This is a genomic window from Clostridium ljungdahlii (assembly GCF_001636845.1).
GTDB lineage: Bacteria > Bacillota > Clostridia > Clostridiales > Clostridiaceae > Clostridium_B > Clostridium_B ljungdahlii_A.
In genome coordinates this window covers 90,383-114,811 of sequence record NZ_LITT01000011.1, presented here as the reverse complement: position 1 = coordinate 114,811, position 24,429 = coordinate 90,383, and the positions used below count along the sequence as shown (strand labels likewise).

23 protein-coding genes are annotated in these 24,429 nt (G+C 29.0%); 9 read left to right on the top strand and 14 right to left on the bottom strand.

From position 1 onward, the window contains the following. Nucleotides 1–53 precede the first annotated feature (53 nt). Entirely contained in the window at nucleotides 54–674 is a 621-nt protein-coding gene (locus WY13_RS05865) for a hypothetical protein (RefSeq protein WP_063554771.1), read from the bottom strand. Between the two features lie 252 nt (nucleotides 675–926). Between WY13_RS05865 and WY13_RS05860 the strand changes: the two genes are divergently transcribed. Beyond that, nucleotides 927–2,348 (top strand): PIG-L deacetylase family protein, encoded by a 1,422-nt coding sequence (locus WY13_RS05860; RefSeq protein WP_063554770.1) that lies wholly within the window; start codon nucleotides 927–929, stop codon nucleotides 2,346–2,348. A gap of 59 nt (nucleotides 2,349–2,407) precedes the next feature. Here WY13_RS05860 and WY13_RS05855 read toward each other — a convergent pair whose 3' ends face one another. The 6 genes from WY13_RS05855 to uppP all read right to left on the bottom strand — a co-directional run bounded on the left by WY13_RS05855 (nucleotide 2,408) and on the right by uppP (nucleotide 7,068). Continuing rightward, the gene (locus WY13_RS05855; protein ID WP_063554769.1) at nucleotides 2,408–3,031 is read right to left on the bottom strand and encodes an undecaprenyl-diphosphatase; all 624 of its coding nucleotides are present in this window, start codon (nucleotides 3,029–3,031) and stop codon (nucleotides 2,408–2,410) included. Nucleotides 3,032–3,046: 15 nt separating this feature from the next. Further along, nucleotides 3,047–3,622, bottom strand: coding sequence for a phosphatase PAP2 family protein (locus tag WY13_RS05850; RefSeq protein WP_063554768.1), 576 nt, complete (start codon nucleotides 3,620–3,622; stop codon nucleotides 3,047–3,049). Nucleotides 3,623–3,709: 87 nt separating this feature from the next. Next, nucleotides 3,710–4,384 carry a DedA family protein gene (locus WY13_RS05845; protein WP_063554767.1) on the bottom strand — a complete coding sequence of 225 codons (675 nt, stop codon included), beginning with the start codon at nucleotides 4,382–4,384 and terminating at the stop codon, nucleotides 3,710–3,712. A gap of 238 nt (nucleotides 4,385–4,622) precedes the next feature. Beyond that, nucleotides 4,623–5,237 carry a manganese efflux pump gene (locus WY13_RS05840; protein WP_063554766.1) on the bottom strand — a complete coding sequence of 205 codons (615 nt, stop codon included), beginning with the start codon at nucleotides 5,235–5,237 and terminating at the stop codon, nucleotides 4,623–4,625. A 151-nt stretch (nucleotides 5,238–5,388) separates the two neighbouring features. Continuing rightward, entirely contained in the window at nucleotides 5,389–6,168 is a 780-nt protein-coding gene (locus WY13_RS05835) for a transglycosylase domain-containing protein (protein ID WP_063554765.1), read from the bottom strand. 108 nt (nucleotides 6,169–6,276) lie between these two features. Continuing rightward, nucleotides 6,277–7,068, bottom strand: coding sequence for an undecaprenyl-diphosphatase UppP (gene uppP / locus WY13_RS05830; protein ID WP_063554764.1), 792 nt, complete (start codon nucleotides 7,066–7,068; stop codon nucleotides 6,277–6,279). A 271-nt stretch (nucleotides 7,069–7,339) separates the two neighbouring features. Here uppP and WY13_RS05825 point away from each other — a divergent pair, with 271 nt between their 5' ends. The 5 genes from WY13_RS05825 to WY13_RS05805 all read left to right on the top strand — a co-directional run bounded on the left by WY13_RS05825 (nucleotide 7,340) and on the right by WY13_RS05805 (nucleotide 11,596). Then, on the top strand, nucleotides 7,340–9,304 hold the full coding sequence (locus WY13_RS05825; RefSeq protein WP_063554763.1) for a transglycosylase domain-containing protein: 1,965 nt from the start codon (nucleotides 7,340–7,342) through the stop codon (nucleotides 9,302–9,304). Nucleotides 9,305–9,495: 191 nt separating this feature from the next. Further along, nucleotides 9,496–9,936, top strand: coding sequence for a hypothetical protein (locus WY13_RS05820; protein WP_063554762.1), 441 nt, complete (start codon nucleotides 9,496–9,498; stop codon nucleotides 9,934–9,936). Between the two features lie 34 nt (nucleotides 9,937–9,970). Continuing rightward, nucleotides 9,971–10,474, top strand: coding sequence for a hypothetical protein (locus WY13_RS05815; protein ID WP_063554761.1), 504 nt, complete (start codon nucleotides 9,971–9,973; stop codon nucleotides 10,472–10,474). Nucleotides 10,475–10,635: 161 nt separating this feature from the next. Then, a complete protein-coding gene (locus WY13_RS05810) occupies nucleotides 10,636–11,007 on the top strand; it encodes a hypothetical protein (protein ID WP_063554760.1) in 372 nt (123 codons plus the stop codon). Further along, nucleotides 10,991–11,596, top strand: coding sequence for a DedA family protein (locus WY13_RS05805; protein ID WP_063554759.1), 606 nt, complete (start codon nucleotides 10,991–10,993; stop codon nucleotides 11,594–11,596). Before WY13_RS05810 ends, WY13_RS05805 begins: the two co-directional genes overlap by 17 nt. A gap of 99 nt (nucleotides 11,597–11,695) precedes the next feature. On the opposite strand, the gene WY13_RS05800 is transcribed toward WY13_RS05805, so the two are convergent. Further along, entirely contained in the window at nucleotides 11,696–13,096 is a 1,401-nt protein-coding gene (locus WY13_RS05800) for an MFS transporter (RefSeq protein ID WP_063554758.1), read from the bottom strand. A gap of 370 nt (nucleotides 13,097–13,466) precedes the next feature. Between WY13_RS05800 and WY13_RS05795 the strand changes: the two genes are divergently transcribed. Then, a complete protein-coding gene (locus WY13_RS05795) occupies nucleotides 13,467–14,672 on the top strand; it encodes an MGDG synthase family glycosyltransferase (protein WP_063554757.1) in 1,206 nt (401 codons plus the stop codon). 66 nt (nucleotides 14,673–14,738) lie between these two features. Here WY13_RS05795 and WY13_RS05790 read toward each other — a convergent pair whose 3' ends face one another. The 4 genes from WY13_RS05790 to WY13_RS05775 all read right to left on the bottom strand — a co-directional run bounded on the left by WY13_RS05790 (nucleotide 14,739) and on the right by WY13_RS05775 (nucleotide 18,253). Next, a complete protein-coding gene (locus WY13_RS05790) occupies nucleotides 14,739–15,314 on the bottom strand; it encodes a phosphatase PAP2 family protein (RefSeq protein WP_063554756.1) in 576 nt (191 codons plus the stop codon). Nucleotides 15,315–15,516: 202 nt separating this feature from the next. Next, nucleotides 15,517–16,932 carry a sensor histidine kinase gene (locus tag WY13_RS05785; protein ID WP_082848401.1) on the bottom strand — a complete coding sequence of 472 codons (1,416 nt, stop codon included), beginning with the start codon at nucleotides 16,930–16,932 and terminating at the stop codon, nucleotides 15,517–15,519. Further along, nucleotides 16,913–17,593 (bottom strand): response regulator transcription factor, encoded by a 681-nt coding sequence (locus WY13_RS05780; RefSeq protein WP_063554755.1) that lies wholly within the window; start codon nucleotides 17,591–17,593, stop codon nucleotides 16,913–16,915. Before WY13_RS05780 ends, WY13_RS05785 begins: the two co-directional genes overlap by 20 nt. An 81-nt stretch (nucleotides 17,594–17,674) precedes the next feature. Continuing rightward, nucleotides 17,675–18,253, bottom strand: coding sequence for a zinc dependent phospholipase C family protein (locus WY13_RS05775; RefSeq protein ID WP_063554754.1), 579 nt, complete (start codon nucleotides 18,251–18,253; stop codon nucleotides 17,675–17,677). 317 nt (nucleotides 18,254–18,570) lie between these two features. On the opposite strand from WY13_RS05775, the gene WY13_RS05770 reads away from it, so the two are divergent. Together WY13_RS05770 and WY13_RS05765 are read left to right on the top strand one after the other, a co-directional pair. Next, nucleotides 18,571–19,332: a DeoR/GlpR family DNA-binding transcription regulator gene (locus WY13_RS05770; RefSeq protein ID WP_063554753.1), complete on the top strand. Its 762-nt coding sequence runs from the start codon at nucleotides 18,571–18,573 to the stop codon at nucleotides 19,330–19,332. Nucleotides 19,333–19,351: 19 nt separating this feature from the next. Then, nucleotides 19,352–20,581, top strand: coding sequence for an aminopeptidase (locus tag WY13_RS05765; protein ID WP_063554752.1), 1,230 nt, complete (start codon nucleotides 19,352–19,354; stop codon nucleotides 20,579–20,581). Between the two features lie 370 nt (nucleotides 20,582–20,951). On the opposite strand, the gene WY13_RS05760 is transcribed toward WY13_RS05765, so the two are convergent. Continuing rightward, entirely contained in the window at nucleotides 20,952–21,797 is an 846-nt protein-coding gene (locus WY13_RS05760; protein WP_063554751.1) for a TylF/MycF/NovP-related O-methyltransferase, read from the bottom strand. A gap of 44 nt (nucleotides 21,798–21,841) precedes the next feature. Next, on the bottom strand, nucleotides 21,842–24,028 hold the full coding sequence (locus WY13_RS05755; RefSeq protein WP_063554750.1) for an HD domain-containing phosphohydrolase: 2,187 nt from the start codon (nucleotides 24,026–24,028) through the stop codon (nucleotides 21,842–21,844). Nucleotides 24,029–24,429: the final 401 nt, after the last annotated feature.

The window sequence follows — 24,429 nt, the reverse complement described above, 5'->3', positions numbered from 1 at the left end:
ATATATTCCTCAGTTGTAAATATTTTTTAAGCAATCATAATGTTAAAATTATGTTACTTAGAAGCTTTATACCCTGCACACTCTGCAGCCCATGTTGTTGTAAAATAAACGCTATTTTTAGTATTCTTCATTTCATTATTGTAAGAAGAACTTCCTGGAATATGATATGTGTTGTTACTGGTATCTCCTATAATAGTTCCTTTACCATTTGCATCTACATACAATTTATCTTTACTGTCAGTGCTATAAGTATAAATTGGATTAGTACTGCTTTGTCCAAAATTGCTCTGTAAAGTATTAAAATCATTCTGTACTGAAATGAGATCATTTTGCAAGTTAATAAGTCCATTTTGAAAATTTACAGAACTGCCTACAGTTCCAAAAGAATATAAACTAGTTTGTTGGTTACTGCTGGGGTTACTTGGAGTAACAGTACCGCTAACAGCTACCTGTGTTTTCCCTGACATTGGATATTGATTTTTAATATCTATCTGACTAAGGGCATATTCTGAATTAAGCATTAAGACAAACAGTAAAAAATATAAAATTGCCGGCAATCCATATCCAAGTCCAGCTTGCCACTTCTCTCTGAAAAATATAGGTTTAATTAATATGGATTTCAAAAAAAGCATCATAAATATGATTCCTATACAGTAAAATATCCACTCAATCATAATAACACTTCCAAATTTAAATATTTTTATGCATTATACATCTAAATCATTAAAATTAGATTAAAAAATAGTTAATTAGACATTTTTTAACCTGATTTTAATTTTTATTGAAAATAATGCAGATTCAATGCTATTTTGGGGCAGCTCTAAAATTCAAAGAAACTGGGTATTTAAATTAGAATAATCTATTTACAATTTCCATATCATAATAAAAAATAATTTTAATTTATACACTGCAGAAAGGCGAACTACATGAGAATATTCAAACTAACTATAAAATTAATTACAACTATATCAGCTATTATCATAGTTTGTATTATTGTTTTCTTTTCTAGAGAATTTATTTCAAATTATTCTGTCAGGTTTAATATGGACAATATACAACTGCCTGGAAAAGACTCCAAAGTATTAATATTCTCACCACACAACGATGATGAAACACTTGGAGCAGGAGAATTTATAAAAAAGTCTTTAAAAAATGGTGCTAAAGTAAAAGTTGTATTAGTCACTAACGGAGATGGTTTTAAAAGTGCATTACAGCTAGATTATTTTAATTTATTTCCAAAGGAAAATGACTTTATTAAATTTGGCTATACAAGACAACAAGAAAGCATTAATGCATTAAGCCAACTTAGATTATCTAAAAATAATATAATTTTTTTAGGGTGTCCAGATGGTGGAATTGCACATTTATGGAGTTCTAATTGGGATAACAGCAATCCATATAAAAGCAATTTTACTCAATCTAATAGATCTCCCTATAGTAACAGTTATACAAAAAACGCTATTTATTCAGGCGAAAGCTTAGTTTCTGATATAACAAAAATAATTGATGAATATAAACCTGATTATATAGTTATGCCCCATCCAAATGACAGACACCCTGATCACTGGGCAGTTAACGCTTTTGTTCAATATACTTTAACTTATATAAATTATACCCCTAAAAAAATATGGTTATATCTTGTACATAGAGGAGATTGGCCCACACCACTTAAAAGAAATACTTCCTTTTATCTAGTACCACCAAAAAAATTAACTGGAATAGGTACTAATTGGTATGCATTAGATCTAAACAATAATGAAATAAATGAAAAATCTAAAGTGCTTCAAAGTTATAGAACTCAATTCCGTACATTAAAACCACTTATAACTGCTTTTGAAAGAAAAAATGAGCTTTTTGGAGAATGTCCAAATCCAACAATTGAAAAATTTGAAAAAAGTGATATTAAAATAACTGCTGAAAAGCAAAATGAAATAATTACTGACCCACTGCAAGATACTTTAAGCTTAGAAATAAGCAGAGATGCAGATATTTCCCACATATATGCAGAAATATCCAAGGAAAATAATTTGCACATTTTTTTACAAACAGATTTGAATATTGACAAATTCACTAGTTATAACATCAATATGATATTGTTCAACAAAGGTAAAATTTCTAAATTCAGTATTAAATTTAAGGACAAAAAATTAATGTTAAGACACAATTCCAGCATTCCAATAACAACTACATATGGAGGAATAAAATATTCTGTGTACAGTGGATTTATCCACATTACTATTCCTTATAAAGATACAGGAAATTTCGACCATATGTTTATAAATGCCTCAACCTCTATAGAAAATCATACACTTGATAAAACTGCACGGAAAATGGTAAATGCAATTTAAAAACAGCACCTAATTTATTCCATAGCAATAACTATTCGGAATAAATTAGGTGCTTAAAGTTATTGATTTTTGAATGTTGTTTTTGTGCTGCGTAAGTTCTGTTTATTGTATAACCTACTAAATTTGCCCAATGTTATCAATTTCTTTTCAAGTATTTCATACAAATTTTCAATTTTGCTCCTCAATTTCAGATTATAAATATAACTTGTTCCACAAACAATCATATACGCACCTATAACATCCATAGGATAGTGCTGTCCAACATATACTCTTGAAAATCCTACAATTACCGACAATATAGTTAACATTAAACTAAGTACCTTATTATACTTTCCAAGTCCCAACGCTATACTCATTGTCCCCATTGCATGATCGCTTGGAAAAGATGCGTCTTTCACATGAGTAAATAATAGATTTACCTTATTATGAACAAATGGCCTGTCCTCATAGTAAATGCCTCCAATAATAAAACTTAAAATCAGGTTGATTACTGTAATAACAAAAGTGCTAAACGCAATCTTTCTATAATCAGAATTTGTTTTTACAATTCCTAAAATAAATACTGCTGCAAGAGCTGCCATAAATATATAAGGTACATCCTTTGAAAAGAAAATCATTATACTATCTAAAATACTATTTTTATTTGCTAAATTATTTATTAATCTAAAAAGTTCCATATTCATTTTTAACTATCCTTTCTACAATAAATTTTGATAAAAAACAGAAAACATCGATAAATAGCCTTCCTGTAAAACTATAAAAATTAATTTAGCGCATACTATTCCAACTATGATTCCTGATATAATATCTGTTGGATAATGGACATATAAATAAAGCCTTGAAAAGGCTATTGAAAAAGCTATTCCCATAAATATCAACTTATACTGGCTAAAATACATAGAAAGTATTTCTGCAACAGCAAATGAAGATACAGTGTGCCCAGAAGGAAAAGAATATGACATAGGCTTTACAATTAGAAGATTAATATTATTTTTATAATTGCAGGGCCTAACCCGCCTTACTATATGTTTTATTATTCCTTCTCCAACAATAGTACTTATGATTAATGTAAGTATTACTATATTTCCAATTGCCCTATGTGGTTTATCTAATATTAAAACTACAGCTATCAAAATCCATATAAATCCTCCATTGCCCATACTTGTTACTATAGGCATTAATCTATCTAAATATCTATTTTGCATATACTTCTCAATAACACATAAAATGTAATTATCAAATATATTTATTCTTTTCAAAGTACTTAAATACATCTATTCACCCCTTTTTCATAGTAACTGTTGCTCTATCCATTATATATCCATTTCATATTATTCTTTATACATAAGAGAATATAATTATCAAGATGCTGTATTAATAACATCATCTTCATTATTGCCTCCATTTCTCTTTTGTTTAATTACTGTAACTACTCCTGGGATAAGAGAAATTATTATAATGGCAATTAGTACATATGAAAAATGTTGTTTTATAAAAGGTAAGTTTCCAAAGAAATACCCTCCCCCTAAAAATAATGTAACCCACAAAAATCCACCTAGCATATTATAAGTAATAAATTTTGAATAACCCATCTTCCCTATTCCAGCCACAAAAGGTACAAAAGTCCTTATTATAGGTATGAACCTCCCTACTACTATAGTCATAGAGCCATGCTTTTTATAAAAGCTGTGTGCCTTATTAAGATATTCTTTATTTATATACTTAATATCTTCTTTTTCTAAAATTTTAGCTCCAATCTTTTTTCCTATGTGATAGTTAACTGTATCTCCAATAACTGCAGCTAAGTAAAATATAATAAATAGTATTAATATTTCAAATGATCCAGTAGATGCTAGTGCTCCCGCTGCAAATAAAATAGAATCTCCCGGTAAAAATGGAGTAACAACTAATCCGGTCTCACAAAATATAATTAGAAATATAAGAGCATATGTCCATATTCCATAATTTTGTATTATTACATTTAAATATCTATCAAGATGTAATAGTACACCAATCAAAGTTTCTATAACACTCATATTTTTCTCCCTTCGTAATTAAAATATAATTCACCTTTACTCTGGTATACATTATCAACATATGAGATTAAAATTGGATTAAAAAACTCTTAGATTTATCTTAAAAATGATTTTTTATCAAATAAATATCTACCAGTTTTTAATAGACAAAAAGATGCTGCCTCAAAATGCATTTTGAGGCAGCATCTAATTCTTCTAATTTGATTTTATATAACAATTAGTAAAATAACTAAAAACATCAATTAAAGAATTCAATTATACCAAGTGCTATTAACAATATGCCTGAGATTAATGGTGCATATTTACCAAATAATTTACCCAATACATGATTACCTACAGCTTCACCAATTATAATTGTAAGAATACTTAGCATAAATGTAAATATGACTGTAAGTTTAATATTAACTCCTGTTATACTAGCTGCTATGCCGGTACCTAAGTTATTAAAGGTTAACCCAAATGCTACAAGAAGAGCTTCTTTTATGTTTATATCACCAGAGTTGTCCAGATCTGACTTTTCGGCATATTCAATCATATCAGTAATGTCTTTTAAAGCAAGTTCATTTGATTTTTTATTATTTATAAGTTTTATTATACTTTGTGTTATAAAATATACTCCCAATATAGCAATGACTATAGAACCTAATGCATTTGCTATAAAGTGAGGTAAAAATTTTGATATATACACCCCAAGTGACATAGATAGAAATGTTCCTGTACAAGTTATAACTGCTATTGCAAGGTTAGGGATTATTCCTATCCTTATTTTCTTTATTCCATAAGCAATACCTACAACTACATTATCTAGGTTAGAGGATAAACTGAACAATAATGCAGACAAAATTAATGTCATGTATAGTCCCCTTTTTTATTCTTTTCTTTTAGTATATGGTTCTAATTTTCTAGTGTGCTTAGGAGTTCAAAAAAGAGCTTATTCAAGATACTCATTATTATGAGTTACCTGAACAAGCTCTAAAAAAATATTGAAATGTATTAACGCATTACTATTTTTCACCCAGATCTAATACTATTTTATAATTAACGGCATTATCATATTCCGTATCAGTTATATAGTTATTTTCTTTCATATTTTTTAATATTAAATTTCTTCGCTGTAAGGCATTATTTAAATGCCTTATTGGATCATAATATTGTGGATCATTAGGTATACCAACTAATAAGCATATTTCTGAAAGATTTAACTGCCTACAATCTTTATTAAAAAATTTTTTAGCAGCAGAATTAATACCATAAGTATTATTGCTAAAATTAATATTGTTAATATAAAACTCTAATATTTGATCTTTTGTAAATTTTTGCTCTAACTTTGTAGCAATAAACATCTCCTCCAATTTTCTTTGATAATTTTTATCAAAATTTAAAAACACATTTCTTGCTAATTGTTGAGCAATAGTACTTCCCCCTTGTGTTATTTTCCCATTGTTAACAAATAAAGAATATATCGATCTAAAAACAGCCTCTGTACTAATTCCTCCATGTTTATAAAAATTCTTATCTTCAATAACAACAAAAGCATTTTTCACATTATTAGGAATTTGTGTAGATTCTAAATATAGAGATTTTCCGTTATTTAAATACTTTTCTCTATTTTTAAAAGTATACTCTGAACAATTATTTACTTTTATAACTGCATCGTCATATAAAGATTTAACTGTATGCCCATATTTAAGATAAATGAATCCACTAAAAATAATAACTAATACCAAAATGCTTAAAAATAAATGTTTTAATAAACTACTTCCTCTGTTTTTTTCCCTTGGCATTTAAAATCTCCTTTTCTTAGAAATTCTATTTTTACATCATTGTACCACAGCTTTATACAAAAAATTTCTATAATAAAAAAGAGCTCTCAAAAATAAAGTATTTTATAACTATTTTCTTAAAAGGTAAATAGCTATAAAAGTAAAACCTACTACAATTCTATAAACTACAAATATACCAAATCCCTTATTCTTTAGATAATTTAATAAGAATTTAATACTTAAAAATCCAACCACAGCAGACACTAAAACACCTATAGCAAATGATGGCATACTGCTAATTGGAGTATGTATTAAATCTTTTAATTTAAGTAATCCAGCTCCTAAAATAATTGGAGTGGAAAGAAGAAATGAGAATCTGGCTGCACCTTCTTTTGAAAGGCCAGAAAATAATCCAGTTGTCATAGTGATTCCAGAGCGAGATACACCAGGTATAATAGCTAAGGCTTGTGATAATCCAATAGAAAAACTTCTTTTAAACCCTATATTCTCAACTGCTACCTCACCATCATATCTCTTATCTGCAATATATAATATTATACCTACTATAATAAGCATAGTACCTATAAGGGCAAGGTTTCTAAAGGCAGATTCAGCTTGTTTTTCAAATAGTTTTCCTATTACAGCTCCAGGTATGGAAGCAATTACTATAAACCAAAATAATTTACCATCCTTAGATTTTGGTTTCGTAATACCAGAATAAATTAACTTAGTCCAATCCTTCCAAAAAAATGCAATTACCGCAGCAAGAGTTCCAAGATGTAGTGCTACATCAAAGGCAAGGCCAGGATCCTGCCATCCAAATATTTGTGGAATAGCTATAAGGTGAGCCGAACTAGATATTGGCAAAAATTCTCCTATACCTTGAACAATACCATATATGATTGCTTGTATTATTGACATTTATATTCCTCCCTAAAATGAATTTATTTATACCTCTTTCTTATCAAATATATAATAGCCAGCTGTAAAGAAAATTACTCCATATGATAACACCATAAATTAATAATATTATTACATCATTAAAATCAGATTAAATAATTCTTAAATTTTCTATAAATTGATTAAAACAAGGAGATGTTTTAAATACATTGCAGTTCCAATATAAAGTATATATGCAAAGTTTACTGGGGATATTATTATAAGCACACAATTAAAAATGGAAGTGACTCAATTGCCAAAAAAGCAAAAAAGCAAAAAAACTCATAAAGTAAAAAAACATACACTGCTCAAAGTTTTTTCTGTATTTCTAATAGTTATATTACTCTTTTGTATTAAGTATTTATCTATAGCAGTATCACTCTATAATGATGCGTCAGCTAAAGTAAATTCTATATCATATAGTACTTTTCATGGGCATCAAACAACTTATTTGTATGATTCAAAAAATACTGTAATAAATAAACTATATGGTTCAAAGAATTCTCTATATTTAACATCTTTTTACATACCTCAAGCTGTAAAAAATGCTTTTATATCTATAGAGGACAAAGATTATTTTAATCATGGTGCTTTTAGTATAAAGGCAAACCTTAGAGTTTTATATTCTATTATAAAAAGCAAGGGAAAAATTACACAGGGTGGAAGTACAATTACACAGCAGCTAGCAAGGACTGTGTTTTTAAATTTTAACAAAACTTACAAAAGAAAATTAGAAGAAATAATAATTGCTATAAAATTAGATCAAAAATATACTAAACAACAAATCCTAGAATTTTATGTTAATAATATTAATTTTGCTAATAATACTTATGGCATTGAGGCGGCTTCAAGAAGATATTTTAACAAAAGTTGTAATGAACTTAATTTATCAGAAATATGTTTTTTAGCTGCAATACCTAATGATCCTACTTACTATAACCCTATAAAGAATATAAACAATACATTAAAACGTAGAGATCTTATCCTATTATCAATGAGGAAAAATAATTATATTACAGATTATCAATACACTACTGCAATTAACTATAAGATTGTATTAAATCCAGAAAAATATGATGGAAATGTATGGGTTGAATCCTATGCTCTTGATTGTGCTGCAAGAGTGCTTATGAAGCTAAATGGATTCCAATTTAAAAATACATTCGATACGCAGCAGGATATGGCTAGTTATGATAAAGATTATTCTAATGTATATAACGAATGTATAAATGACATCCGCACTAATGGATATAAAATTTATACTTCTATAGATATGTATAAACAAAAACTTCTACAAGATTCCTTAGATAATGGGCTCCTAGATTTTACAGAGCAAAATAAAGGAATATATTCTCTTCAGGGTTCATCTGTTTCAATAGATAATAAAACTGGATATGTTATAGCAATAGTGGGTGGTAGAACAAGTCCTCATAAAGATTATTTGAATAGGGCATTTCAATGCTTTAGACAGCCTGGGTCGTCTTTTAAACCTTTGGCAGTTTATACTCCTGCCTTTGAAAAAGGATATGATGACACAACTATTATAAATGATCATTACATAGATGGAGGCCCTCATAATGATGGTGATGTTTATATGGGAGATATATCTATACGAACAGCTGTGCAAATGTCATTAAATAGCGTTGCATACCAAGTATTTGATGACATAACCCCTGCTTATGGATTATCCTTCGTAAGAGATATGGATTTCAATAAAATTGTAAAAGAAGATTACACTCTATCTGCTGCATTAGGCGGTTTAACTTATGGAGTAACTCCCATAGAAATGGCATCTGCTTATTCAACACTTGCAAGGGGAGGAGAATTTATTGCTCCTACATGCATACGTAGTATTGTAAATAGCCAAGGACAAACTATTTATGAAAATAACTTAGGAAAGAGAAGAGTATATAACTATAATGCAAGTTATTTAATGTCGGATATTTTAAAAGGCACTTTAGAAAATACCTGGGGTACTGCATATAATGTAAGGCTTAATGGAATTACTAGCGCTGCTAAGACTGGTACAACAAGTAACCAGAAGGATGGCTGGTTATGCGGATATTCTGCCTACTATACTACAGTAGTATGGGTTGGATATGATATACCAAGGTATGTTGATAACTTATATGGTGGAACATACCCGGGACAAATTTGGCATAATTATATGCAGCAGGTGCATTCAGGATTGCAAGACAAAGATCTTACTACACCTTAGATAAAAGTTATTATAAAATAACGATAATATTCCAAATCATAATCTAATAAATAAATTTGAAAATTCTAGCAAATAAATTCATTGATGATTATTTATTCACATAGTTGTCACAGGGCTGTCACAATTCCTATTTATAATCAAGATATTTAAAAAATAAAAAATTTATCATGTATAAAAGGGAGATACCTTTGATGACCAAAAATACCTTTTTAAGAAAAGCAACAGTATGCTCACTTGTAATTTGCATGTCTACAATCTTATTTACTGGCTGCCAAAATAATACATCTAAGGCAGCTAGCAGTAATACAAAAAACATATCACAAAGTGGTGCTAGACCTTCTTCTGGTCAGATGGGACAAAGAATACAAGATAGTGTTAAATCTTTAGTAACTGCAGGAACTATTACACAAGCACAGGCAGATAAAATTACAGCAGCCTATACAACACGTCCTAATGGGAACAAAAATAAGACACAGAATAATCAACAAGGAAGCACTCAAAACAAACAAAGATTTAATCCTTTAAGTAAATTGGTAAGTGATGGTACTATTACTCAAGCTCAAGCTGATGCTGTTACTCAAAAACTAAAGGGAAATTTTCAACATAGAAATAATGGGTCGTCTTCTAATTAGATAGCCTAATATAAATAATTAAGAGGTGAAAAATATGAACACAATAAATAGTAATTCAAATCAATATAATTTGTATGCCCAGAACAATACACAGATTTCAAACACACAAGCTCAACCAAAAATGCATCATCACCATCATAAAAGTACAGAATCACAGGACTCACTAAAGTTTAGCCAAAATGGACTTCAAGCTGTAAGTAGTTCTAGCCAAGATGTGACAAGCAGTACTGTACATAAAAGTCCATTGGACAGCTTGGTAGCTAGTGGAACAATTACACAAGATCAGGAAAATGCTATAAAAAATGCCTTTCAAGCAGCAAGACAAGCTAATCCATCAGGAACATATAATAGTAACCAAACAAACCCTATAAGCAGTCTTGTAGCTAATGGAACTATTACTCAGGATCAAGCAAACGCTATAAGCCAAACAGCAATACATCACCATCATCATGGACAACAGACGCAGGGAGTATCAGAGTCTAGTCAAACTACACAAACATCAAATAACTTGACAGAACCATCAAGCAGTTCATTATAAGCAATATGGAATAATAACTAATCAAAGCTTACAATCGGTACCTCAAAATTAAAAAGGGATACCGATTTTTATATTTATAAACTTTAGTACATATTAATATAAGGCTGTGAAACGATATATTATATATAACTAAAGTAATATAAGTGAGGTAAATATTTGTAATGAAAAATCTAAAAATAAGCATATTATCAATTTTAATTATTATAATTGCACTTATAATAACTAAGGAGTCTATAACACTACACAAAGAATTTAAAAATATTCAAATTCCTACTAAGCAAAGTAGACAACTTGGAAATATGAGTACTTATAAATGGTTAACTGTTAAAAAAATATCTCACAAATATAATATAAATGAGCAAGAGATTTTTAAAGCTTTGGAAATTATTCCTCACAGTGGAGATGAAAATATACCTCTTATCCAATTAACAAAAAAATATAATAAAAATCAAGAACAAATGAAAAGGAACTTAAAGAAACTTCTTCAACGCTATAGAAATCTAGAGGGTAAAAAGCATGAACAATCTTACTAATTTATTAATAATATATTTTAGAAATTATAACATTTTGTTTTTAAGTATCTTAATCATGTTTGGATGCATAGGAGTCCCTACAGGAGCAAGTTTGGTAGTAATAGCATCTGGAGCTTTTGCTTATGCCGGTCAATTCAATATAGTAATTCTTCTATTAGAAATTTGGCTTTTTTCATGTGTTGGTGATAATATTGCCTATATTATGTGGAAAATTATAGATAATAAGTTTCTAAATAAATCTTTGAGATTAAAAACTTATTTTGAACCTAAAATAATAAAATCACAAAATTATTTAAAAAAGCATGGCAAAGGAGCAATTTTTTTTACTAGGTTTTTAATATCAGCTATGGGTCCTTTTGTTAACGCAGCAGCAGGTATCACAAAATACAAACTGGGTACCTTCAATTTATTTGTTGCTTTAGGTGAGTTATTATGGTCATGTATGTACTTAGGATTAGGATACTGGTTTGGTGATTCTTGGGAATCTATAGTTCCTATTGTAACACAAGTTGGTCAAATTTTAACCTATGCTACTATTCTAATTGTTGTTATATACTTTTTTATTAAAGCCAAAAAAAGGAGAAGGTAATATTAACTAAGGACATTTAAATGATCGACTTTGCAATTTAATTTGCAGGGACAGATTCTCATATAGTTATATAAAATAGAGCCTAAACCAACTAGCTGTTTAATTAATTAATTTAGCTCGTTTACGAAGAATGGATTTCACCTCATTTATATCTTCTTCATTATTCTTTGCCATCTTTATGTAGAATAAAGATGAAGGAATTAAAAATAGTTCAAATAATGCTAACGTAATTATATAATTCTGCGGTTCTCCTACATATAAGGAAACAACGGATAATAAAACACCCACTCCAGCATTTCCTATAGCTCTTCCTAGCCCATTAGCAAGATTAGCTATACTAAAAGCTATTCCTCTATACTCTGGAAGATTCACATCAGTTATTAAAGCAAGCCAATTTGGTGTATTTGCAGATTGAGCTGCACTTGCAAAAAAAGACAATATAAATATCATACTTATCCAGGGATTCATAATAATTTGCCTTAATAAGTCTAAAAGTATTAACAAAGAGTTGTTGCTATCATGTAATAATAGTTTATTCATTGGAATTACAAACATTGCTATGTAAAATATCATGGTTATAAAAATAAAAAAAGATGTAAGTAATGATCTTCCTCTATACGTTTTTCCTTGAAGTATATCTCCAAGATATCCAAAAAAAGGTGATGTCAAACCACCTAATTGAAATATGGCAAAAAGATATCCTGAAGCAATAATTGCAGTCTTCATACTATATCCTTGATTTTGAATTTTTGAAATATATAGTGCTGGAAGCCATATCAAACTTCCAGTTGTTATATTCATAAAAAAGGACTGTAAAAACAATAAGACGTTACTCTTTCTGGAAATAATATCATACAAATACTTAAACTCAATGCTGGGAGTATATTTATATCCTGCTTTAATAATATCTTGTAATTCTGGTTCTGATTCACCTAAGTCAGGCTCTCTTATAAAAAAATACAAAATAATTAATAAGAATCCAATAATACTGACAACTTCAAAAGGTTTTCTCCAGCTTGTAGCAGGAGCAATAAGTGATGCCATTAAAGCTCCTGCTATTCCACCAAATCCCTGCGACATGCCCCAAAGACTTAATAACATTCCCCTAAACTTATAGGGAATATAATCAGTCAAAACGCTAAATCCAATTGAAGCTATACACCCAAGTCCTAATCCAGTAAAAAATTGAAAAATAAAAAGTTGAGTATAGCTACTACAACGTGAAGTTAAGTATACCGATACTGACCAAAAAATAGTACCTATCATAATAAGTCTTTTTCTATTAAATTTTCCAGCAAGATATCCCCAATAAATTGATGAAAGAGATGTAACCAAAATGTTAGCAGCTGAGACAATTCCCAATGAATACACTTGTATATTTAAATCCTTTGCAATAGACGAAAAAAGTGGTGGAAATAATCCTATAATTAGGTTATCAAAAGCTGCCAGGGCTACAAAAACAAATATGGTATAAGTTATTTTTATATTACTAGTATTCATATAGTGATAGCTCCTTTAAAATTGTAATTTATTGAAATATAATTTTAATGTATTTTGTCAAATGTCCACTATTGTAACCTACTTCCTTAATATATCCTAAATAACCTCAATCTAATAATTTATACTGCAAAATTAATTTATAAAAAATGAAAAACTACTTAAAATAAATTATATATGTATTTATTAACTGATCAAGATACTAAATTTAATCTAATTTTAATGAAATCTTAAACTTACTTTAAATTTAATTAGCTAGTATATAATACGAATGATAATGGTGTCCTACTTATAATTTTTATAAACTTACGCAGCTATTTACTCATTATAATACTAGTAAGTACCTAATTTATCTAACGAAAGGAGGTATATTATGGTTAATAATATACTCATCATTTCCTCTAATTTTACAGGACATGGGCATAAGAGTATAGCAGAGGCTTTATGTGAAAAATTTCAAAAATATGATAACGTTAAAATTCATGTTGTTGATGGATTTTCTCTTGGCGGAACGACCTTACTAAACATAGGTAAAGCATATGGTCCAATTACTAGAAAATCCGAGAGCCTATGGGAATTGATATGGGATATATCCTCTACAAATCCTTCCCTCATCAATGAAATCATTGAATTCAAAATAAAAGATAGATTTTTGAAATTGCTAAAAGAGGTACATCCTGATTTAATTTTAACAATACATCCTAATTTTAATGGCTCTGTTATAAACATACTAGAGAAATATAATATCAAAATACCTGTGCTTACTCTTATTGCAGATCTAATAAGTATATCCCCACTATGGGCAGATCCAAGAGCTGATTACATTATAAGTCCTACACAAGAGGCAAAAGATAAATGTATGGAATTTGGTGTTATGGAAGATAAAATAAAAGTGTTAGGATTTCCAGTGCGTTCAAGATTTTACAACTATTCAAATAGTCTCATAGAACATAGTAACTATAATACTAGCAAACCTTTAAAATGTTTAATAATGAGCGGTGGTGAAGGTGTTGGAAATATGGAAAAAATAGCCGAGATTCTTCTCCTTAACTTTAATTGTGAAATAAAGATTGTTGCAGGTAGAAATACATCACTAAAAAATAAATTACATCAATCATTGGTTGAAAAATACGGAAGCAAAGTTGAGATATATGGTTTTGTTGAAAATATACAAGATTTAATGATGTCTTCTGATATAGCATTTACAAGAGGAAGTCCCAATGTTATGATGGAAGCCATTGCATGCAGTGTACCACTAATAATAACTGGTGCTTTGCCAGGTCAAGAAGAAGAAAATCCAAAATTTATTGAAAAATACAATCTTGGAGTAGTATGTAAAGATATTGATAATCTACAAACTATTATAAATAATTTAATCTCAAATAATGGAACTAAATTATACAAAATTAAACATGCTCAAAAAGTCTTCAGTAATCCGTATACTTCAGAAAACATTGTAAATTTTATTTTAAGCATAGATAATAATTCTAATAAAGTTATGATTCGAGATGTAGTTCCATTGGTCAGTAAAAATTCAGATAAACCTATTGTATATAGGTATTTACAAAAACTGAAATAACTAATTTTTCAATAACATGAGCTAGAATTTTTATGCTCATGTTATTAAAGTATTAAAAACAATTTTTCATAATATATTTTGATAAAATATAGCAGCCTTTTCCATAAGCCCTTCTTGTAAAATTATAAAAATTAATTTTGAGCATAATATGCCAAGTATAACTCCTGCTATAACATCTGTTGGATAATGAACATATAAATACATTCTGGATAAAGCTATTAAAAATGCTATTCCTATAAATATCAACTTATACTCAGTAAAATACATGGACAGCACTTCTGCAGCAGCAAAGGAAGACAAAGTATGTCCTGAAGGGAAAGAATAAGATATTGGCTTTGAAATCAACATATTCAAACTATTTTGCTGGTTACATGGCCTAGTTCGTCTCACTATATGTTTCACTATTCCTTCCCCAGCAATTGTACTCACAATTAGTGTTAATATCACTACACTTCCAATAATCCTATATGGTTTATCTAATATTAGAATAATAGCTATAATAATCCAAACAATACCCAGGTTCCCCATATTTGTCACTATAGGCATCAACATATCTAAATATTTATTTTGTACATATTTCTTAATAGAAAATAAAATATAATTATCAAACATATCTATTTTTCTTAAAATATTTAAATGCATATTTTTCTCCCCTCATAATTAAAATTTAATAGCTTTTATCCTCTTATATATTATCAACTTAGTAGATTAAAATTGGGTTAAAAAGTTCTTAGATTTATGTTAAAAAATGATCTTTACTCTGTACCTTAAAAAAATATGACAAAAAATTAGTAAGGCGAAAAATTAAATTTTTCGCCTTATAACTATTTTAAATATTACTACATTACTTATCTAAGTTTAACGTAACAGTTATTTTTGTACCTTTTCCTTCTTCACTTTCTACATCTATAGTCCCCTGATGCATATCTATAATCCATCTAGCAATAGATAGTCCAAGCCCTGTTCCTCCTTTTTCTTTAGATCTTGATTTATCTACGATATAAAATCTATTAAATATATTTTGAATTTCTTCTTTTGGTATTCCGATGCCTGTATCACTAACAGTTATTTTTACAACTTTACCCTGTACTTCTGAACTTATATCTATTTTTCCATGTTCTGGAGTAAATTTCATGCTGTTATCAATAAATACCCTTAGCATTTGTTTTATCATCTTATAATCTGCAAAAACTCTTACAGTATCATTTTTATTACTAGATATTATATGATTTTGTTCTATTATTTTGCTTTCTTTAACTACCTCATCAATTAATTCATTAAGCCAAAATTCCTTTTTTTCTATCAACTGAGTACCACTGTCACCTTTTGCAAGGAACAATAACTTCTCAATTAAATTAGCCATATTAGAAGCTTCTAATTTGATTCCATAAATTGACTTTTCCAAGGCATCTTTGTCATCTTTCCCCCATCTATCCAATAGATTGGCATAGCCCTGAATAACAGCAACAGGAGTTCTAAGTTCGTGTGAAGCATCTGATACAAATTGTGCCTGCTTATTAAAGGCTTCTTGAAGCCTATCTATCATCTTATTAAAAGTGCTGGCAAGTCTCTCCAGTTCATCTTCAGGTTCTTTTACTTCTATTCTTTCTTTTAAATTGTTAATACTTATATTTTCAGCAGTCTTAGTTATATAATCAATGGGCCTTAACATTCTCTTGCTTACAATATACCCTAATATAATAGAAGCGATAATTCCTATAAAATCAGCTGCAGCCATAACTCCAAATAATATTTTCATAAAATTATATTCACTATTCATATCTTTTACTATTTGAATATATACAGTGCCATATTTTTTGCTTTGAAATTTAACGTTTTTATATGTCAAATGTCTATCTTTATCTTCCATGTGTCTTTCCCTATTCTGAACTTTTTTATCATTATTATGAGGAAGTTTAATTTTATAATCAAATTTTTCGGATGAATTTATTACTTTACCACTTTCTTGTATTATTCTTATAAATATATTTTCTTTAGAAGGAATATTTAAAAAGATCCCTTTATCTGACAAATCCAACTGCTGATTTTTTGCCATAATATTATTTAATATTATGTTTTGCATATCATCTATTTGTTTATTTGATTGGTTATATAAATAATACTTTACACCATATAAAATAGATGCATTTAATAAAAGCAGTACTACCGAAAACATAAAAGCATATACTATTGTTATCTTTATAGAGATCTTTGCACCCTTAATAATCTTTAAAGTACGATTAATTATCTTTGATAACATAGCCTACACCTCTTATGGTAGTTATAAGCTTATCTTGACATTCATTATCAATTTTACTCCTTAAATACCTTATAAATACATCTACCACATTAGTATCCCCTGAATAATCATATCCCCATACTTCCTCAATTAACTTATCTCTTGTAAGTACAATATTTTTATTAATTAACAGCATTTTAAGAAGATTATATTCTGTTTTGGTAAGTTCAATTTCTTTGCCATCTCTTAAAACCTGATGTGTTTTATTATCCATGACAATATTTTTTACTTTAATTTGATCAGTTTGATTTTTCAATGCTTTATCTCTTTCATATACACGTATTCTTGCCAATAATTCCTCTATTGCAAAGGGTTTAGCTAAATAATCATTAGCCCCTGCATCAAGTCCTAAAACCTTGTCTGGTATATCACTTTTAGCAGTCAGCATTATAATAGGTACATGAGAGAATTGCCTTATTCTTCTGCAAACTTCAATTCCATTTAGATTTGGTATCATAATATCAAGAAGAATTAAATCATACTCTTTATCCTCCACCTTTTCTAAAGCTTCTCTTCCATCATATGCTGCATCAATTTTATATTTTTCGTGGGTAAGCTCCATTTGAATAAACATTGACATTTGCTTTTCATCTTCTACTAAAAGAATCCTAAAATCCTCCAAACTGCCACCTCCATATCAAAATAGTTGTCTACCATCTTATTATATATTCTAACTATACACCTTCTTATTAAAACAAGCTATTCAACATACCTTACTATTATTTCTGACATAATTATACCCCAATCTGTCTGAGCTTACTATTATTTCTGTAATCATTATTGCTGCTGAAATTGCATAATTTATATCTTTTGTAAAAGACTTATCTTCCTTATCATACTTTTGGTAGACATCATTTATTATTAATACTACATCCTTTTTAACGATATCTCTATTTATAATAGTTTTTAGTTTTCCGCATATTAGAAGTTTTATAAAAATAAAATGAAGTACTATTTCATATATCAGATGTTGAAAAATATTTTTATTTTTATATTTTTCTGTATGATATAAACAAAAATAGTCACAGATGAAATGGCATACCATACCTAAAGTAATAGAATATTTTTTAATTGACATTTTATTGTGAATCAACTGCTTGGAATATTCTCTTACCATATTTATACTTCCGCTTATACAATGACAATAATTGGAATCATCTTTTACGAAATCTGGTTTTATGTTACCATATGCAAAACTCCATTTGTTCAATTTAATATTTAACTTTTTTCCACAATAATTATATATAATTTTAGAAATTAGCAGATGTGTATTTGTTATCATTAAAAATCCACCTCTCTATGTGTATGATTTAATTTTCATATTATCAGATTAAAGTTAAAATTAAATTAAAAAAATCGTAAATTTACTTCATAAAATATTGGCACATTTTTATCCGATTGCTACCATTGCTAACACCCCCATCGCACACAGTGAAAGCGACTATCACCAAATCAAAGATTTGGGATATCTGCTTTTCTATCAAAGTGGGGGATAAGCACTGCTACGCACCTGGATAATATTCCCTGTAAAACTCACTAATGCTGCATGATGTTTTACTATTAACATATTAAATTTAGATTTTTGAAAGGTATGGTATTATGAAATCAAAGAGAATAAACCAGATAGAGGAATATGTGTTAAATAAAAATACTGTAACCTTAGATACCTTAACTGATGTTTTTAATGTATCAAAAAACACTATACGTGGAGACATACAGGAACTAATTAAAAGAGGAAACATAAAAAAAGTATACGGGAGTGTTGCATCAAATTCTAAACTGTTATCGCCATTTAATGAAAATCAAATAAAAAATACCTACACTAAGGATTTAATAGCAAAAGCTGCTTCACGTTTCGTTAAAGATGGAGATATAATATTTATAGATTCAGGTACAACAACTTTAAATATGGGAGATTTTTTAAAGGATAAAAATAACCTTACTATAGTAACAAATAATCCAAACTTTATCATAAACTGCTTAAAATATACTAACTTGAACATAATTTCAACTGGAGGAACATTAAATCGAGAAACAAATTCTTTTTCAGGAATAGATTCTTTAAACCTGCTTAAAAATTATAATATAAATAAAGCTTTTATGAATACCACAGGAATATCCTTAACTAATGGGGTTACAAATTCTTCCCCACTTGAAAGTGAAATTAAAAAAATTGCAGTAAAAAAAAGCAGTGAAGTATTTATACTTGCAGATTATTCAAAATTTGATATTTGTTCTCTAGTAACTTACTGTAATCTAGATGATATAGATTACTTAATAACAGATAAATTTCCACCTGAAGCGTATAACCAATTAATTGAAAAAAGTTCTATAGAATTAATTGTTTCAGAACAATTATGAAGATAAAGGAGATATAGATATGAATAAAAATTATTTAGAAAATTATTCAAAAATAGTTGTAAAATCAGGTCTTAATATACAAGACAATCAAATATTAGTTATAAATTCACCAATAGAATGTGCTGAATTTACCAGATTAATTTCTGAAGCTGCCTACAAACAAGGTGCACGGGATGTAATAATAAATTGGAGTGATGAACTTTCAACAAAAATTAAATATTTAAATGGAAAAGACGAAATTTTTGATGAGTTTCCAAATTGGAAAAAAGAATTATATACATCCTATGCTAAATCTGGAGCTGCATTCTTAAGTATTTATGCCCAAGATCCAGAACTTATGAAAGATGTAAATCCAAAAAGATTAATGCGAGCAAGCAAAGCCCAAAATATTGCACTTTCTGAATATAGAGAAAGGATTATGACAGATAAAAATTCCTGGTGTGTTGTATCAGTTCCAACTAAATCCTGGGCAAAAAAAGTTTTTGGAGACCTTTCCGAAGAAAAAGCAGTTGAAAAACTGTGGGATACTATATTTAAGACTGTAAGGGCAGATGGACCAAATCCTATAAAGGCATGGGATACCCATAAAACAAATCTTAAAAAAAGTATGGATTTTCTCAATAAAAATAAATTTAAATATCTCATATACAAAAATTCACTAGGTACTGATTTAAAGATTGAACTTTCAAAAGATCACATATGGCTTGGTGGTTCATCATCTACACCTGAAGGTATAGAATTCATGGCAAATATGCCTACAGAAGAAGTGTACACTTTTCCATTAAAATGGGGTGTAAATGGAAAAGTTGTAAGTTCAAAACCTTTAAATTACAATGGCAATCTTATAGAAAAGTTCTCTCTAACTTTTAAGGGTGGTAAAATTATAAGCTTTACCTGTGAAAAAGGTTATGAAACACTAAAAAATCTTATTGAAACAGATGAAGGTTCTCATTACCTGGGTGAAGTTGCATTAGTACCTTTTAATTCACCTATTTCCAATTCAAATATATTATTTTACAACACACTTTTTGATGAGAATGCATCCTGCCATTTAGCTATAGGTGAAGGTTACCCTACCTGTTTAGAAGATAGTCAAAATATGAGTAAAGAAGATTTAAAAAACGCAGGTATAAATTCTTCTCTAGAGCATGTTGACTTTATGGTTGGAACAGAGGATCTAGATATAACAGGAGTTACAGAAGACGGAAGAGAAATCCCCGTATTTATAAATGGCAATTTTGCATATTAGACAGCTACTTTTTAAAGTGATTTTAACTTTATCTGCCAAAACTTTGTCATGATATTTTTGCGTATGAGTTCAAGTTTTAATTAGAAAAAGCCGTATATAGATTTTCTAGCTTAAAAATAATCGTATACGTAGAAATATTTTTACAATAAACAAGCACATTTAAATGTTTTGCATATAAGGCTTAGTGAAAAATTCGTAAAAATCTTAGGACTTTTGGATTGTTTGAGGTACGAGTTTTCAAAAGTTCTTAGATTTTTTAAGATTTTTCACTTAGGCTTATCAAAATATTTAACCGGGCTTGTGTTTGTAAAAAATATCCGGAGTATACGGTTATTTTTACTTAGGAACTCTATATAATGTTTGTGCATATCTACTGTTTAACTATTACAGCAGTTCCATGTAAATCGCATATTGGAACTACAAATACATTTTCTTCTCTGCAAAACTGTTGTACCGCCTCCCTTACTCCAGAAAATTGAGTGTTATTATAGTCATGCATAATCATATATCCTCCTATACTCATACGGGGATAAAAAAATTTTAATCCTTCATATATTGGCTGATACAAATCTGCATCTAAGCTAACCACTGCAAAATTTACGTCTATTCCATGGGCAGTATCAGGGAAGTATCCCTTCTTAAATATAGCCTGTTCTTTATAAGGCAGCCTACTGGATACCACGTCTATACTGGTATCATTAAATTTCCCAATTTCACTGTGGGAAAATTCATTTCTCTTTTCAATTTCTATGTCACGCCCATCAAATCCTTCAAAAGTATCAAATAAATATATATTTCTCTTTGGAAATAAAGCGTTTATCTCAGCTGCAAATTTGCCTTGATATACTCCTAATTCTGCTACATCTCCTTGAATATTTCTCTGCTCCACCTCTCTAGCAATCAATTTTAAAACTGCAAGACGAATATCTAACTGCTGTCGATATTCAGTAATACTAATAATACTGCATTTGAGTCCTAATGCTTCAATTTGTAACTTTACTTCCCTGCAGGCATCTTTGTTTAAAATTGCTACATAAACATAGTCTGGTTCTATATCCAAAAGCTGCTGCTCATTAACAACAGGTACACTGTCAATCTTAGTTCCTTGCATTTTTTTATTATTGTCACAATACGCCACAATTTTCATATCTGGGCTTAAGAGATTTTTCATCATTTGTCCACCTTGTCCTACACCCCAAATTACAACCTTTTTCATTGTCACACCTTCTTTTGCAAATCATTTTTAATTTGTTCCTAGTATTATGCCTTTTTACAATGCAGTTTATCTAATACCTTTTCAATAAATACACTTGTAAGTTCTGGATCAAACTGAGTACCTGCATTAAGCTTTAGTTCTCCTATAGCAATTTCTTCTGACAAAGGACTTCGATAACTTCTTTCGCTGGTCATAGCGTCATAAGAATCTGCTATAGCTATAATCCTAGATTGAAGTGGTATTTCTTTTTCCTTTAGACCCTTTGGATATCCCTTTCCATCCCACCTCTCATGATGAGCCAATACATAGTCTGCTATTTCTGACATATCATCTACTGTATTAAGTATTCTATATCCTATTTCCGGATGCCTTTTTATTTCCTGCCATTCTTCATCTGTAAGTTTTCCAGGCTTATTAAGTATATTTTCCTCTATAGCTACTTTTCCTATGTCATGAAGCAGTCCAACAGTTTTCAATTCCTTAATTTCATGTCCAAGTAAACCGAGAGCCTCACCCATATCTTTGCATAATATTGAAACTCTATGAGAATGTTCTTCTTCTCTTTTATTTTTTTCATGAAGTGCAGTAATTATAGCACTTATGGTTTTCCCTATCATATTAGGCCCTTCAAAAAGCTTCTTCTTGTACATGTAATTTTCAGCTTTTTTGAAAGTTTCTTGGATTTTTACTTTTCTACTCTTCTTAGTTTCGTATCCAAAGGAAATAGATATGTCAATGGCGCCTATCTTTTCTTTTGCTGCTATGGATTTAATACGTTTAAGAATTTGTTCTGTTTGAAAAGCATCTGTTTTAGGTAATAAAATTACAAATTCATCCCCTCCCCATCTAGCAGTAATGTCATCCTTTCGACATCCCTTTTTTATGACTTCTGCCACTTTTTTAAGGAGTTTATCCCCCATAACATGGCCAAGAGAATCATTCACAAGTTTTAAGCCATTCACATCTCCCATAACAATTGTAAGTGGTAAAATTCTCTCCACATCCAGTCTATTTAATTTTGCTTCAAAAAACCTTCTATTATACAAACCTGTTAATTGATCACGGTAACTCAAATATTCCAATTTAAGTTCCATTTCCTTTCTATCTCTAATATCCCTCCATAAGGAATGAAAGACTTTCTTTCCATTAAGAAAAATAGTTGTTAACATAACCTCTACTGGTAACACATTTCCATCGGCCTTTTTATACCACCATTCAAATTTACATTTTCCATTTTCTATAGTATTTTTACGCATTCTAATAACTTTTTCTCTGGTTATTTCTCCATCTGGCTGTTTTTCAGGATAAAACTCAAGTGGATTCTTACCTAGTATAAATGTTTTTGAATCGTATCCTAATGCTTTAATCATAGCTAGATTGCAATCAACTATATTGCCATCTGAAATTATGAGTATAGCGTCCGATGAATTTTCAAAGAGATTTCTAAAAGTAGCTTCACTTAATTTCAATTCCATTTCATTTTGTCTTTCATCAGTAACATTTCTCGATATGGCAAGTACTTCTTTTTCATTATTTTTTACCATTCTAATTTCAAAGTAATATTCTTTATTACGAATCCACACTTTATATTCAAAGCTATCCAATATCCCCTTATTAAGCACTACCTGCATTTTTTCATAGACTTTTTCTGATATCTTTTTAGGTAAAACTTCCAAGATATTTTTTCCTATAAAATCTTTTTTTGGCATGAGCACATATTTTTCATCACTTGACATACAGTCTATTAAATACCCCTTATTGTCAACTACAAATAGCGTATCAGGTAACGCCTTTATAATAGCTCTGTTTTTTTCTTCACTTTTACTCAGCTTATTTTCACTTTTACTAATTTTATCATATTGCATTCTTAATTCTTTCTTCGAATTAGCCAATTGTTTCACATACATTTTAAGTTCTTCATTAACTAATGATAATTCTTTATAGCTTTCATTAAGTTTCTTTTCTACTAAAGCAATCTTTTTTAAAAGATTGCTTATTAATAAATATAAAATAAATGAAGTTACAACAACATATACACATCCCTTGTATGTGCTTATAGCTAAGAACATATTATCGTCACTAGCAAATTTAATCGCAATTCTATCAGAAAAGTAAACCCAAGGTAAACTAATACCTAAAAATATTAAACATATTCTTATACTTTCGTATTTCCACAGCTTATTGTCTTTATTAAAAATTGAGTAGATTTTTTTTCTTATTGATACAAGCATACTATACCCCCATATGTAATATAATTCTACAATTCCGCTCAATTTATTGACATTAAAATATTATTGGCTTTATATTTTAATATCAAGTGATTCTTAGGTTCAGATGGAGTTTGCTTATAAGGATGGCTTTCCTCCAGCTGAACCTTAGAAGAACTTATCCAGGTGCGTAGCAGTGCTTATCCCCCACCTTGATAGAATATGGGGGTGTTAGCAATGGTAGCAATCGGATAAATGTGATATATCATTATATACTGCTTATTTTAATAAAATACAGCAAAATTTCTTTAACTACATTATATCAAAAAATTAAAAAAGGTGATAATTTTTTGAGCTATCACCTTTTCAATTAATTCATCCTATGTTAATCATATAGATTACTATTTAATCACACATATTCCGAA

What these genes read in the sequence shown, in the direction of transcription:
- WY13_RS05770 (WP_063554753.1), top strand. Translation starts at nt 18,571, where the DNA reads ATGAAATCAAAGAGAATAAACCAGATAGAGGAATATGTGTTAAATAAA.
- WY13_RS05845 (WP_063554767.1), bottom strand. Translation starts at nt 4,384, where the DNA reads ATGAGTGTTATAGAAACTTTGATTGGTGTACTATTACATCTTGATAGA.
- WY13_RS05800 (WP_063554758.1), bottom strand. Translation starts at nt 13,096, where the DNA reads ATGAATACTAGTAATATAAAAATAACTTATACCATATTTGTTTTTGTA.
- WY13_RS05810 (WP_063554760.1), top strand. Translation starts at nt 10,636, where the DNA reads ATGAAAAATCTAAAAATAAGCATATTATCAATTTTAATTATTATAATT.
- uppP (WP_063554764.1), bottom strand. Translation starts at nt 7,068, where the DNA reads ATGTCAATAATACAAGCAATCATATATGGTATTGTTCAAGGTATAGGA.
- WY13_RS05855 (WP_063554769.1), bottom strand. Translation starts at nt 3,031, where the DNA reads ATGAATATGGAACTTTTTAGATTAATAAATAATTTAGCAAATAAAAAT.
- WY13_RS05775 (WP_063554754.1), bottom strand. Translation starts at nt 18,253, where the DNA reads ATGATAACAAATACACATCTGCTAATTTCTAAAATTATATATAATTAT.
- WY13_RS05765 (WP_063554752.1), top strand. Translation starts at nt 19,352, where the DNA reads ATGAATAAAAATTATTTAGAAAATTATTCAAAAATAGTTGTAAAATCA.
- WY13_RS05785 (WP_082848401.1), bottom strand. Translation starts at nt 16,932, where the DNA reads ATGTTATCAAAGATAATTAATCGTACTTTAAAGATTATTAAGGGTGCA.
- WY13_RS05820 (WP_063554762.1), top strand. Translation starts at nt 9,496, where the DNA reads ATGACCAAAAATACCTTTTTAAGAAAAGCAACAGTATGCTCACTTGTA.
- WY13_RS05840 (WP_063554766.1), bottom strand. Translation starts at nt 5,237, where the DNA reads ATGACATTAATTTTGTCTGCATTATTGTTCAGTTTATCCTCTAACCTA.
- WY13_RS05860 (WP_063554770.1), top strand. Translation starts at nt 927, where the DNA reads ATGAGAATATTCAAACTAACTATAAAATTAATTACAACTATATCAGCT.
- WY13_RS05815 (WP_063554761.1), top strand. Translation starts at nt 9,971, where the DNA reads ATGAACACAATAAATAGTAATTCAAATCAATATAATTTGTATGCCCAG.
- WY13_RS05795 (WP_063554757.1), top strand. Translation starts at nt 13,467, where the DNA reads ATGGTTAATAATATACTCATCATTTCCTCTAATTTTACAGGACATGGG.
- WY13_RS05850 (WP_063554768.1), bottom strand. Translation starts at nt 3,622, where the DNA reads ATGTATTTAAGTACTTTGAAAAGAATAAATATATTTGATAATTACATT.
- WY13_RS05755 (WP_063554750.1), bottom strand. Translation starts at nt 24,028, where the DNA reads ATGCTTGTATCAATAAGAAAAAAAATCTACTCAATTTTTAATAAAGAC.
- WY13_RS05790 (WP_063554756.1), bottom strand. Translation starts at nt 15,314, where the DNA reads ATGCATTTAAATATTTTAAGAAAAATAGATATGTTTGATAATTATATT.
- WY13_RS05760 (WP_063554751.1), bottom strand. Translation starts at nt 21,797, where the DNA reads ATGAAAAAGGTTGTAATTTGGGGTGTAGGACAAGGTGGACAAATGATG.
- WY13_RS05805 (WP_063554759.1), top strand. Translation starts at nt 10,991, where the DNA reads ATGAACAATCTTACTAATTTATTAATAATATATTTTAGAAATTATAAC.
- WY13_RS05835 (WP_063554765.1), bottom strand. Translation starts at nt 6,168, where the DNA reads ATGCCAAGGGAAAAAAACAGAGGAAGTAGTTTATTAAAACATTTATTT.
- WY13_RS05865 (WP_063554771.1), bottom strand. Translation starts at nt 674, where the DNA reads ATGATTGAGTGGATATTTTACTGTATAGGAATCATATTTATGATGCTT.